The 12,837-nt window shown below is 43.8% G+C and carries 12 protein-coding genes; 10 read left to right on the forward strand and 2 right to left on the reverse strand.

What is annotated here, in order from left to right:
* Positions 1–133 precede the first annotated feature (133 nt).
* The 4 genes from CEX98_RS20895 to gpsA all read left to right on the forward strand — a co-directional run bounded on the left by CEX98_RS20895 (position 134) and on the right by gpsA (position 2,427).
* Positions 134–565 (forward strand): rhodanese-like domain-containing protein, encoded by a 432-nt coding sequence (locus tag CEX98_RS20895; protein WP_099643924.1) that lies wholly within the window; start codon positions 134–136, stop codon positions 563–565.
* A gap of 12 nt (positions 566–577) precedes the next feature.
* The gene (grxC, locus tag CEX98_RS20900) at positions 578–835 is read left to right on the forward strand and encodes a glutaredoxin 3 (RefSeq protein ID WP_172439820.1); all 258 of its coding nucleotides are present in this window, start codon (positions 578–580) and stop codon (positions 833–835) included.
* Positions 836–927: 92 nt separating this feature from the next.
* Positions 928–1,416: a protein-export chaperone SecB gene (gene secB, locus CEX98_RS20905; protein ID WP_099643926.1), complete on the forward strand. Its 489-nt coding sequence runs from the start codon at positions 928–930 to the stop codon at positions 1,414–1,416.
* A 3-nt stretch (positions 1,417–1,419) separates the two neighbouring features.
* On the forward strand, positions 1,420–2,427 hold the full coding sequence (gpsA, locus tag CEX98_RS20910) for an NAD(P)H-dependent glycerol-3-phosphate dehydrogenase (RefSeq protein ID WP_099643927.1): 1,008 nt from the start codon (positions 1,420–1,422) through the stop codon (positions 2,425–2,427).
* 38 nt (positions 2,428–2,465) lie between these two features.
* Here gpsA and CEX98_RS20915 read toward each other — a convergent pair whose 3' ends face one another.
* The gene (locus CEX98_RS20915) at positions 2,466–2,762 is read right to left on the reverse strand and encodes a hypothetical protein (RefSeq protein ID WP_099643928.1); all 297 of its coding nucleotides are present in this window, start codon (positions 2,760–2,762) and stop codon (positions 2,466–2,468) included.
* A gap of 128 nt (positions 2,763–2,890) precedes the next feature.
* On the opposite strand from CEX98_RS20915, the gene CEX98_RS20920 reads away from it, so the two are divergent.
* The 6 genes from CEX98_RS20920 (at position 2,891) to msrB (ending at position 10,872) form a co-directional block, all read left to right on the forward strand.
* On the forward strand, positions 2,891–3,625 hold the full coding sequence (locus CEX98_RS20920) for a TrmH family RNA methyltransferase (RefSeq protein WP_172439818.1): 735 nt from the start codon (positions 2,891–2,893) through the stop codon (positions 3,623–3,625).
* A 64-nt stretch (positions 3,626–3,689) separates the two neighbouring features.
* Positions 3,690–7,079 carry an AAA family ATPase gene (locus CEX98_RS20925; RefSeq protein ID WP_099643930.1) on the forward strand — a complete coding sequence of 1,130 codons (3,390 nt, stop codon included), beginning with the start codon at positions 3,690–3,692 and terminating at the stop codon, positions 7,077–7,079.
* An 18-nt stretch (positions 7,080–7,097) separates the two neighbouring features.
* Positions 7,098–7,829: a cell division protein ZipA gene (zipA, locus tag CEX98_RS20930; RefSeq protein WP_099643931.1), complete on the forward strand. Its 732-nt coding sequence runs from the start codon at positions 7,098–7,100 to the stop codon at positions 7,827–7,829.
* Positions 7,830–7,894: 65 nt separating this feature from the next.
* Positions 7,895–9,913, forward strand: a complete 2,019-nt coding sequence (gene ligA / locus CEX98_RS20935) for an NAD-dependent DNA ligase LigA (RefSeq protein ID WP_099643932.1) — start codon at positions 7,895–7,897, stop codon at positions 9,911–9,913.
* Between the two features lie 4 nt (positions 9,914–9,917).
* Positions 9,918–10,430 carry a DUF2919 domain-containing protein gene (locus tag CEX98_RS20940; protein ID WP_099643933.1) on the forward strand — a complete coding sequence of 171 codons (513 nt, stop codon included), beginning with the start codon at positions 9,918–9,920 and terminating at the stop codon, positions 10,428–10,430.
* Between the two features lies 1 nt (position 10,431).
* A complete protein-coding gene (gene msrB, locus CEX98_RS20945; RefSeq protein ID WP_099643934.1) occupies positions 10,432–10,872 on the forward strand; it encodes a peptide-methionine (R)-S-oxide reductase MsrB in 441 nt (146 codons plus the stop codon).
* A gap of 37 nt (positions 10,873–10,909) precedes the next feature.
* On the opposite strand, the gene CEX98_RS20950 is transcribed toward msrB, so the two are convergent.
* Entirely contained in the window at positions 10,910–12,541 is a 1,632-nt protein-coding gene (locus tag CEX98_RS20950) for a response regulator (protein ID WP_099643935.1), read from the reverse strand.
* Between the last annotated feature and the right edge of the window lie 296 nt (positions 12,542–12,837).

Raw genomic sequence — 12,837 nt, forward strand, 5'->3', positions numbered from 1 at the left:
TTCAGCCCCACGGCGATGAATATTCCATATCCTGATTGATATTTGCTCATATTGAACAAGTCTGTTTTGTCGTGAATAAAGAGGGTATACTTGCTGCCACTTTATGGTTTGATAACTTTTGGTTGATAAATTAATGGAACAATACGTTGCGTTTTTAGGTAACCATCCGGTACTAAGCATTATTTGGGTAGTGTTAGCCCTAATGCTAGTGAACAGTTGGTTCAAAAGTAAATTTTCTAAAATTAGACAAATAAACCCTCAGCAGCTAACTATGTTGGTAAACCGCCAAGATGGCCAAGTAGTCGACATGCGTGCCGCAAAGGAGTTTAATCAAGGTCATATTGCGGGCTCGGAGCAAGTGAGCGCTGAAAAACTCAAGCAAAAAGACTTTGCTGGTCTTGAAAAACACAAATCAAAGCCCATTATATTGGTCTGTAATACGGGTATGACGGCATCCGCTGTGGCTGATAACATGCACAAAGCTGGATTCGAGCAAGTGTTCGTATTATCTGGTGGTATTGGCGCATGGCAAAATGCGGGTTTACCAATCACTAACGGAAAATAATCGAGGTATATGATGAGCCAAGTCGTGATCTACACCAAAGACTATTGCCCATTTTGTCATCGTGCAAAAGCACTTTTAGATGCAAAAGGTGTCACATACACGGAGTATGATATTGGCGCACAGCCTGAACTTCGTGACGAGATGATCGAAAAAGCGAATGGTGGACACACTGTACCACAGATCTTTATCGCTGAACGCCACATTGGCGGGTGTGACGATATGATGGCGCTTGAAGCGCAAGGCGAACTCGACAACTTATTACAAGCATAAGCTTGATTGATGAGCGATAGATTGCTCAACTTAATTTTAAATAATGACTGCTAGCGAATTAGCAGAAACACAACAGAATTTAGGAAATAATCATGGCAGAAGAAAACCAAGCAGCAGAACAACAACAAGAAGGCGCACAGTTTAATATTCAACGCATCTATACTAAAGATGTGTCATTTGAAACGCCAAACTCGCCGGCTATCTTCCAAAAAGAGTGGACGCCAGAAGTTAAGCTAGACATGGACACGCGTTCTGCCAAGCTTGATGATAATGTATTTGAAGTTGTGTTAGCACTCACCGTAACCGCAACAATTGGTGAAGAAACTGCATTCTTATGCGAAATCCAACAGGCAGGTATTTTTGCGATTGCGGATCTTGAAGAGATGCAAATGGCACATATGCTAGGTGCTTTCTGCCCTAATATCCTATTCCCATATGCGCGCGAAGCGGTAGCTAGCCTAGTTAACCGTGGTACTTTCCCACAGTTAAACCTAGCGCCAGTTAACTTTGACGCATTATTTGCTCAGTACATGCAGCAACGTGCAGCTCAAGCACAGCCTGAGCAAACTGCTGACGCATAACCTATGAGCACAGCAAAATCAGCTGTAACTGTATTGGGGGCGGGGTCTTATGGCACCGCCCTTGCTATTTGTTTTGCCCGAAATGGTCACCAAGTGACACTTTGGGGTCGCAATAGCGAACACGTTGAGGCGCTAGCAGCTGAGCGTAAAAACCAACGTTATCTTCCTGACATCCAGTTTCCAAAAACGCTTGAGTTAGAGGCAGATTTAGAAACGGCTGTTAAATCTAGCGAATGTATTTTGGTGGTTGTACCAAGCCATGCTTTCGCTGATACGTTGAAGAAAATTAAACCTATGCTGTTAGACAATGCAAAAGTAGCATGGGCAACCAAAGGCTTAGAGCCGAACACGGGGCGTTTACTACAAGAAGTTGCGCTGGATGTGCTTGGTGATGATGTGCCGCTTGCTGTGTTAAGCGGGCCGACTTTCGCAAAAGAGATGGCAGCAGGCTTGCCGACCGCTATTTCAGTGTCGTCAGTATGTGCTAAATTCCGTGAAGCGCTTGCCGAGATGCTTCATTGTGGGCGCTCGTTCAGAGTATACAGCAATGAAGATTTTATCGGGATCCAGCTAGGTGGTGCTGTGAAAAACGTTATTGCGATAGGCGCTGGCATGTCGGATGGCTTTGGCTTTGGTGCGAACGCAAGAACAGCGCTAATCACCCGAGGGCTTGCTGAGCTATGCCGGTTGGGATGTGCGCTAGGTGCGCGTTCTGAAACCTTTATGGGCATGGCGGGGCTTGGAGATCTTATCTTAACCTGCACAGACAATCAGTCTCGCAATCGACGCTTCGGTTTAGCGCTTGGTTCGGGGAAGTCGGTCGATGAAGCGATGTCGAGTATAGGTCAAGTGGTTGAAGGTTATCGCAACACCAAAGAAGTTTATTTACTTGCCAAACGTACCGGTATTGAAATGCCGATCACAGAGCAGATATATCAAGTGCTGTATGAGCAAAAGGATGTAAAAGAAGCTGCAATGGCGCTGCTTGGTCGCGAAAAGCGGGCAGAATAATTTCCTAGTAGAGAGGCGCTATCGCCTCTCTATATCTACTAATCTTTAAATTTAATCTTGTATCTGCGTTTAAACCACAGCGCAAATGGTAGCTCTATCAGACTGAATACGATAATCGTAAACACCACCCAGTTCGCTTCAAAAAACACTAGTGAAAACTCGACATCCTTTGCGTAATACAAACTGCCAGACACTATTAAAGAAACCGCGGTAACCAGTAAATCTTGTTTACTGATATTCGCAAGACTTTTATCTTGCAGCCTTGGATAGACAATGACATACGCGACAAAAAGTAAAACAAAGTTGAGTAAAATAAGCGTTAGCTCAGGCGACATGGTAACCTCTTTTAGCCTGTGTATTATTTGGTACAAGATAACATAATTTCTCTGCTCTATGCTGCGCTGAAACGCTTTTTATCTGATGCTGAACAGGTATAATGGTCAATCCAACTTTTGAGGTGCACATGATCTCCAAGAATCAACAAAAACTACTTCGTGCTTTAGGGCAAAAAAAATATCGCAAACAACATGGCTTGTACTTAGTTCAAGGCGAAAAGAATGTGATTGAATTGGTTGATGCTGGCATGGCGGTTGAGCAAGTGTTTGCGACGAGTGAATTTATAGCGAAACACAGCAATAAATTGGCTACTGTAGCGTGCGTTGAAGCTGAAGAAGCGGTTCTGAGTAAAGTGAGCACCTTGGTCTCTAATAATGCAGCAATCGCCGTTGTACCTATGCCTCAAGAGGAAGCGATTAATACATCGGGTTTGGTATTAGCACTTGATGGGGTGTCTGACCCCGGTAATTTAGGCACTATTATTCGCCTAGCCGATTGGTATGGGCTCAAACAAGTGGTGGTGAGTGAAAACTGTGCCGATCAGTTTAACCCTAAAGTGATTAGCGCCACCATGGGATCGTTTGTACGCGTGAACGTAATAAGAGCTGACCTCGAAGCCTTTTTACAGCAATACCAAGGTGATTGTTATGGGGCCTTTTTAGGGGGGGAAAGTGTTCACCAATGCCAATTTAGTCGCAATGCGGTGCTGGTAATGGGGAGCGAGTCTCATGGGATCAGTGACTCAATAGCAGCTCATGTTAGTAAAAAGGTTACTATTCCAGCCTTTGGAGGAGCTGAGTCGCTCAATGTTGCAATGGCAACGGGGATCATTCTCGATAATATAAAGCGTTGTCACGTTTAAGTCATAGATCTCATCAATGAATTGTCCTATTCTCAACAATAACAGCGAATAACAATAATAAGCTATGCGACTGAGCAGCATTAAACTGGCAGGCTTCAAGTCTTTTGTGGAGCCAACCAAGATCCCTTTTCCTGACCAGATGACATGTGTGGTCGGGCCTAATGGTTGTGGTAAGTCTAATGTGATTGATGCCGTGCGTTGGGTACTTGGTGAAAGCTCAGCAAAAAATCTTCGTGGCGATGCCATGACTGACGTTATTTTTAACGGTTCCACTAAACGTAAGCCTATCTCGCAAGCCTCTGTTGAGCTGATTTTCGATAATACCCAAGGCCGTTTGCCCGGTACTTTTGCTGATCGTAACCAGATAGCCATTAAGCGCCTGGTTACACGAGATGGTCAGTCGCTTTATTTTTTAAATGGCAGCAAATGTCGTAAGCGAGATATCACAGATATTTTTTTAGGTACTGGACTTGGACCGAGAAGTTACGCAATCATTGAGCAAGGGATGATCTCTCGGCTAATTGAGAGTAAACCGCAGGAGCTGCGGGTGTTCTTAGAAGAAGCCGCGGGTATTTCAAAATATAAAGAACGCCGTCGAGAAACCCAGACTCGGATCAAAAGTACTCGCGAAAATATGGAACGTTTACTTGACGTAAGACAGGAATTACAAAGTCAATTAGATAAGCTGTCGCTACAGGCAGAGCAGGCCAGTCAATACAAATCATTAAAATCACAAGAGCGAGCTCTCAAGGCGTGGATTGCGGTGTTAAAGTGGCAAAGCTTAGAACAGAAGCAAGCGACGAAAGCGAATGAAATCGCAAAGCTAAATGAAAAGCTGGCATTTTTTAGCGAAGCCCATCGTGGGCATGACTCGGTGCTCGCGACGTTGGAACATGAGATCACTCATCTTAATGATGGCTATGAGCAAGCACAGCACAGTGTACACCGTATCGAAACTCAGCTGGCGACAGTAGAGCAGCAAAAAGTCAATTTAACTGACAAGAAACGCCAACTTCTCGAGCAGTCTCAATTGCTAAAGTCACAGCAACAAGAGGTGACAGAAGCATATGACGAGCAGTCACAGTATGTCACCGCCAGCTCGGAAAAGGTTAATGAGACCGCTGAGCAACTAGAGATTGCGTTACTACAACTCGAAGAAGTGCAACTCGCCAATGAACAAAATGACGCCGAGCTGATTAATTTAGAAGAGCAGCTGAGCGCTGCACAGCATGGCTGTCAACAAACTAATACCCAATTACAACAAGCGACAAGCCAATTGATGCAACAGCAGCAAGAAAAGGCGCACATAGACAAACGTCAAGCCGAGCTTTTGGCGCAACTAGAATCGCACCAAGGGTCGACGCTGAAAAGGGACTTGGCTGAAGCGCAAGATGCTCATCATCAATTAGTACAGGCGATGGCGAAGTTACAAGGTCAAGCGAGTCAACTACAAGCGCAGGAGCAAACCAATAAAGAGGACATCTCGTTAGCGCAAACCCAAGCGCGGGAAGCGGCGCATGCGCTACAAGAAGCGCAGTCAGAAATAAAAGCGCTGTCGCGCTGGGCAGATGAAACATCGGAGGTTGCAACTGCGACTATGTTATCGCAACTGGTTGTAGATTCTGGGTATGAGGAGTGTGTTGAAGCTGCGCTTTTGGGCATGACGCACTTAGTAGTTCAGCAATCTGAAATGAATTCAATATGGCCCATGGCGTTGGTAATTCCCGCCGATTCGGTTGCGACCAAAATACGTTCGGGGCTATTTCCCAGCTTTTTAACTAAAATAAAATTATGCGCTGAGTCCGGTGGCTTTGTATCGTGCGAGCAATACGTGCTGGGGGTGACCCCAAGTGGCATTATTGTGGGTGATAACTTTAAAGCCAAGGCGAAAACCAGCGAGGATAGTGGTGCGTTAAAACGTTATGCTCAGTTGCAGTCATATCGTAGCAAACTGCCAAATCTGCAACAAAGTGTCGAGGATGTAGAGCAGGTTGTAGCACAAAAAAGAATAACTCTTGAAGACACACAAGCTAAGTTGTTAGAAACGCAGCAACAGGTTCATGAAAAAGCACAAGCCATTGCCAGCCACAAAACCAAAGTTGAAATGTTGGATGAGCACCTGAGTGCTTGGCGTGTGCAAGGCGAAAAAATGCAGCAGCAGCTTGATACTCTTGCGCAAGCGAAACGCGAGGTTATCGAACAAGTTGAACTTTACTCAGAAGAACAATTACAGCTCGAAACCTTGCTAGAGCAAGCGCAGCAGTCACAACTCTTGGTTGAGGGTAAGTTGAGTGAGTTTAAACAGCAGAGCCAGTCTCGACGTGCGGCATTACAAGAAACGCAGCAATTAGTGCATACGACTAAGCTTGCAGCGCAGCAGGCTGAAAGTGAGCAGCAGCTAAGCAACTCAAAATTAGAGCACTTGCAACATCGTCGTGAAGAAATAGCTCAGCGCATTGAGCAAACGCAAGAAGATATTTTACTTTGTGATGAGCCTCTTGTTGAAGCGAATGAGCAAATAGAGATCTTACTAGCGCAGCACCTAGAAGCGAAAGCGCAAAAGCAAACTATGTTTGATACGCTGCAACAAGCGAAGGAAAAGCTAAGCCAGAAGCAAGCGGCTTTAAAAGATGCAAGCACAGAGGTAAATAAGCTTAATGAGTCTTTGCAGCAACTAAAACTTGATGAGCAGGGCTTAATGCTAAAAGCTCAGGCTGCACTTGAGCCATTGGAGGCGCTTGGACGAACTCTGAAAACCGAGTTAGCTCAGCTGCCAACAGATGCGAACCTCGGACAATATCAAGCTAGTTTAAACCGAGTGAGTAGCGATCTTGGCAAGTTGGGTGCTGTGAACTTAGCCGCAATTGAAGAATTTGAAGAAGCGAAGGAACGTAAAACCTATTTAGATACGCAGCTAGATGATCTCACTAATGCGTTAGAAACGTTAGAAGCGGTGATAAGGAAAATTGACAAAGAGACCAAAACTCGCTTCAGCGCTACCTTTAATCAAGTGAATGAAGACTTAGCCGAGTTATTTCCAAAAGTGTTTGGCGGGGGGAATGCATACCTCGAGTTGACCAGCGATGACTTACTTGAAAGTGGTGTTTCTATCATGGCAAGGCCACCGGGAAAGAAAAACTCGACAATTCATCTGTTAAGTGGTGGAGAAAAAGCGCTGACCGCATTATCATTGGTATTTTCAATATTCAGGCTTAATCCAGCCCCATTCTGTATGCTGGATGAAGTAGATGCGCCGCTAGACGATGCAAACGTAGGACGATTTTGTCGTTTGGTTGAAGAAATGTCGCAAACGGTGCAATTTATTTATATCAGTCATAACAAGGTCGCGATGGAAATGGCGGGTAGACTGACGGGGGTAACCATGGCTGAACCAGGGGTGTCACGCATGGTTGCTGTAGACATAGAACAAGCAGTGCAAATGGCACAGGCATAACAACAAAAAAGGTGAGCAATGGCCACAGAGTTAAGATGGGCATTAATCGTGATCAGTGCGTTGGTCATAGGCGGACTACTCATTCATGGGCTTTGGTCTGTCCGCAAAAAGGACAGTGAGAAGGGAGCTCGGAAAGTAGCAAGTGAACCCAAGGCGCAAACGCAAAATCATGATAAAGAGCCTGACGAACCTGAAATTGGTGAGATGACCTTTAGTGCAGTGGATGAAGAGCCTGTTTCTGAAGGGATCCTTGAGGCTGAACGTGAAGATACTGAAACTGTCGCTGAAACTACTGAGCGAAAAGAACAGGATTCTGACCATGAGGAAAATGTGGCTGAGCCGCAAGATTTTATTATTTTGCATGTCGAGATGCCTGAAGGGTTAAAAATGGCTGGCTCTAAACTGTTGCCGACAGTATTAAGCCTTGGCTTTAAATATTCAGAAGAAGGTTTCTTCAATCGTCATTTGGAGCCATCAGGCAATGGTCCGGTGTTATTCCGTTTGGTGAATATGTTTAACCCAGGTACGTTTGATATCGATAATATGGAACAATTTAGTACAGGTGGTATTAGCCTATTTATGACTTTACCTTGTGATGGTGACAATTTGGCTGCCTTCAATATGCTACATAGCGCATCGAAAAAACTTGCTGAAGAGTTTGGTGCAACCGTACTAGATAAAGACCGTCAGCCATTAACGGTAGAAGCCGTGCGCGGTTATGTTGAAAAAGTGCGTGAATTCGCTGCTTAATACCCCTTAGAAGAAATTATAAGCCACTGGCATTTGCTGGTGGCTTTTTACGTTTAGAGGTCTAAATGTTAAAAAACATCGAAAGCCAAGTTGCCGAACTTAGAGCGCAACTGGAAGATTATAATTATCAATATTATGTATTGGACAATCCGAGTGTTCCGGATGCTGAATATGACCGTTTAATGCGTCAGCTTATTGACCTTGAGCAGCAACATCCCGAATTGCAAAGCCCTGATTCTCCGTCGCAAAAGGTAGGCGGTGAGGCACTTAGTAAGTTTGAGCAGGTAACGCACAAAGTACCCATGTTGTCGCTTGATAATGCTTTTGATGAAAGCGAATTCACAGCGTTTAATAGACGCATCAAAGAGCGACTACTGACGACCCAAGATATCACCTTTTGCTGTGAGCCAAAACTGGATGGTTTAGCTGTGTCAATCTTATATCGCGATGGCGTTTTGGTTCAAGCCGCCACGAGAGGGGATGGACAGGTTGGAGAAAACATTACAGAGAATGTTAAAACCATCCGTAATGTGCCACTAAAGTTACGCGGAGAGAATATTCCGCGCGAAGTTGAAGTGCGTGGTGAGGTGTTTATGGACACCGCTGGCTTTAATAAGCTTAATGAAACGGCGCAAGCAAAAGGCGAAAAAACCTTTGCGAATCCAAGAAATGCAGCTGCGGGGAGTTTGCGTCAACTAGACTCTAAGATCACCGCTAAGCGGCCATTGATGTTTTATGCCTACTCCATGGGGCTTGTTGAGGGAGGTACGCTGGCGACAGAGCATTATGCTCAGTTACAGCAGCTGCAAAGCTGGGGTTTACCTATGAGCCCTGAAACTAAGCTGGTAGACAATGCGCAACAAGCTCTGGATTACTATCAAGATATTATGGTGCGTCGTGCAGCACTTCCTTATGAAATCGACGGCGTTGTCATTAAAGTAAACGACAAAACCCAGCAGGAGCAACTAGGCTTTGTGGCACGAGCTCCCCGTTGGGCTATTGCGTTTAAGTTTCCTGCGCAAGAAGAAATTACACAACTACTTGATGTGGAATTTCAGGTTGGCCGAACGGGGGCAATTACCCCTGTTGCGCGCCTAGAACCTGTATTTGTTGGTGGTGTAACTGTATCTAATGCAACACTTCACAATGGCGACGAGATTGCCCGTTTAGGTGTCAAAATTGGGGATACTGTCATTGTACGCAGAGCAGGGGACGTCATTCCTCAAGTGACTCAAGTCGTATTAGACAGACGCCCTGAAGATGTCAAAGAGATTGAGTTCCCTGATACATGCCCTGTTTGTGATTCGCATGTGGAGCGTGTTGAGGGAGAAGCTGTAGCGCGATGTACCGGTGGTTTAGTATGCCGTGCACAACGTAAAGAAGCGATAAAGCACTTTGCATCTAGAAAAGCGCTCGATATTGATGGCCTTGGCGACAAGATAGTTGAGCAGTTGGTGGAGCGAGAGTTGATCAAAACGCCTGCTGATCTATTTATTCTAAAGCAGGGCCACTTTGAGTCTTTAGAGCGAATGGGCCCTAAGTCTGCTAAAAATTTGGTTGCGGCGCTTGAAGCAGCTAAGCAGACGACATTAGCAAAGTTTTTGTATTCACTTGGGATCAGAGAAGTTGGGGAAGCGACAGCTCAAAACTTGGCGAATTACTTCCTGACGCTTGAAAAAGTAATGGCAGCCTCCATTGATACATTACAGCAAGTGAGTGATGTTGGGGTTATCGTTGCACAGCATATCCATAGTTTCTTTGCGGAGCAGCATAACCAAGAGGTGGTGAACGCCTTAATTGATGTTGGTATTACATGGCAAGATGTAGCAGCGCCTTCTGAAGATGAGCAGCCGCTAGCAGGGCAAACACTAGTGTTAACAGGGACTCTAAGCCAATTGAACCGTAATGATGCTAAAGCAAGGTTACAAGCACTTGGTGCAAAGGTTGCTGGAAGTGTGTCTAAGAATACAAATGCTGTGTATGCAGGTGAAAAAGCCGGCTCTAAACTCGCTAAAGCACAAGAGCTTGGTATTGACGTATTCGATGAAGAGGCGTTGATAGCACTATTAAATCAATACGAGTAGTAAGATGAAAACAGTAACACGATACGGCCCTGAGTATTGGGATAAATTTGGTGTTTACCGACCCCCAATAGCATTTAATTTAGCACTTGTCGTGTTACTTCGTCCGCTGTTGATTTGGGTGTTTTCAGCACTAGCAAGGCGGCCTGACTTAGACCTAATGTCGCTGTTTTTTGAGTCTAAATTTCATTTTTTTGTTGCTACAGGTATTGCGTGTATTGCACTTATCCCAACGGTGGTTTTTTCTCTTAGGCGTCCAACTAGTTCTCCAAAGCTTGCTGTGGTTTGGCGTTATATGCGTTTTCCGCTTATATTAACTGCAGTACTTGATTTAGCTTGGTTAATTATTCAAGCAGCTAAAACCCACTATAGTTTTTCTCCATATTTAGCAGTGCAAATTGTGTTGGTGAGCTGGGTACTGTTGTATCTGATTAAAAGTCGTTACTTAAGCTGTTTTTTTGGCGACTGGCCTTTTCCAGTTGAAGAGCAAAAAGCGCAAGTAAACAAAAGAGAGAACTGAGATGTTAAAGTGGTTAGACATTCTAAACTTTGCTAGAAATGGCAATCCAATTGCACCTCGAAGAGTCGAGAAAACAGACGAACAATGGCAAGCTGAACTTGATCCTGAAACCTATATGATCACCCGTAAAAAGGGAACTGAGCGTCCATTTAGTTCACAGAGCTGCCAGTTGTTTGAGCCGGGTAAATATTACTGTGTATGTTGTCAAACGTTGTTGTTTGATGCGGATGAAAAGTTTGATAGTGGCTCTGGATGGCCGTCATTTACTCAACCTGCAAGTATAGAAGCTGTGGCATATCATGGGGATAAAAGTCTCGGTATGACTCGCATTGAAATCACCTGTAATGTTTGTGATAGCCACCTTGGTCATGTGTTCCCTGATGGCCCTGAACCAAGTGGGCTTCGCTATTGTGTTAATGCTACTTCAATGGAAAAGAAATAATACCAATTACTATAACCCTGGTAATTGTAACTGCTGACTATTCAAAATCGAGCTTCATTTCGCTCAGTTTAGCTTTCAGTTTGCCATAGCGGATCTGTTGCTCGTTATCTAGCTCAGTCTGGTTCAGCAAGGTGGTGCAGCGCTTTGCTAGGTTTGAGTTAAACGTACTGCCAGACTTGGCGCAGCTATCACTCATACACTGCAATAAATTCAACGCAATCCCCGAGTTCTTTGGCATAATTCTAAAAGCTTGTGTGAAGGCTTCTAGAGCTGTTTCGTATTGACCTTTATTGAATTGAGTTACTGCGTGGTTATTGAGCTCTCTTGGGCCCATGGTGATTTCTTTCTTCTCTTGTTGCTGCTGGTAAAGATAATGCATCGTAATAGGATCAGCTGTTGAGCTATGACGTTCGCAATGTGCGATAACTTGGTTAAATAGCTCCTGTGCTTTATGGTTTAACCCCACCTCGTGCAGCGCTTTGGCTTTATCCAATGTTGAGTCTACAGAACGAATAACAGGCTCATCCTCTAATTGTTCTAATAACTGCTTTGCTTTGTGATGTTCGTCTTTTAGATAGTGAACTCGGGCATTAAGGACATCAATTTGAGCCTGGTTTTGGGCATTTGGAAATTGGTTTTTTAGATCATTAAGATATTGCTGAGTTTGCCGAGTTAGGCGTGTAACCTGATCGGACTGATCTGTACTTAATGCAAAGTCGATACCGGCCCTAGCTGCATTTAAGTAAACTTCTGGCTTATCATGGATAGAGTGCCTTGCAAATGCTGCTATATCTTTATGTGCTTTATAGCTGGTCTCATAATCATGGTTAATTTGTGCCACACGCCCCAGCGATTGTTGTCGATTAATATTCCTTGGGGCCATCTCAATTGCTTGCTGTAAAAACTGTTGAGCGTTCTCATACTGATTGAGCTTTATTTCTAGTTTACTTAATAAGTCTAGCGCTGGCAGGCGAGTTTCCGGCTTTTCAATCAAGGTTTTCAGCATTTTCTGAGCGATAACATCTTCATTATTTGTAATTAGCGCCTCAACTAACCCCAATTTCGCCCAAGTAAATTTTTGTAGTGATAATACCGATTTATAGAAGGATTTAGCTTCCTCTAGTTTATTTAACTTGAGAAGCAGCTCACCTTTTAGTTTAAGCAAGAGAGAAGTGTAGTTATGCTCTTTTTTATCTAGTTCTTCGTCCAGTGCTTTGAGTGCCTTGGAGTAGTTTTTATCATCTACAAGCGAGTTTATTTTTGTGAGTGCTTGTTTACGCTTAAGCACTCGCTCGATACGGTATTGCAGTTCTTTAATCGAAAACGGTTTTACCAAAAAGTCATCTGGTTGTAATTCAATTATACTGTGTACTAATTCAGGGCTGGTTTCTGAAGAGATAAAAATAAAAGCGGTACTAGAGCGGATAAGCTGTTTAGAGCGAAGCTCTTCGTAGAATTGATAACCGTTTTGTTTTTTAGCTAGGCCAAAAGAGCAGACGATAAGATCAAACTTATTGAGAGTACATAGCTCTTTTGCGCTGTCTGCACTGTCTGCAAATTTTAAATTTCTAAAGTCTAGTTGCTCTAATGATTGTTTCATATAGCTCAATGCTAGCGGTTGATCTTCAACGATAAGCATTTTGGCATTTTGAATAGATGGAGCTGACATAGAAACAGTAATTAGACAATGGCTTTGCTTCTAGTCTAGTACTTAGGTGTAGTTTTGAAAACAAAAATTAGCTCATTTTTAGTAGGTTAGTCTATTTAACTTATACCAACTATTTGCTGTGCTTAGTGACAAAATAGTTAAAAAATAAATTTAAAGTCTTAGAGAAGCTAGGTTGCTTGTAAGCGAGAAAAGTAATTGTGCTAAGTAGTGAGCAAGAGAATTTTAATGTATTAGAATTGACCAACACTATATTAAAATAGAATTGGTGGGTTGTACTGGACTTGAACCAGTGACCC

It is taken from the genome of Pseudoalteromonas piscicida (genome assembly GCF_002744175.1).
Lineage (GTDB): Bacteria > Pseudomonadota > Gammaproteobacteria > Enterobacterales > Alteromonadaceae > Pseudoalteromonas > Pseudoalteromonas piscicida_B.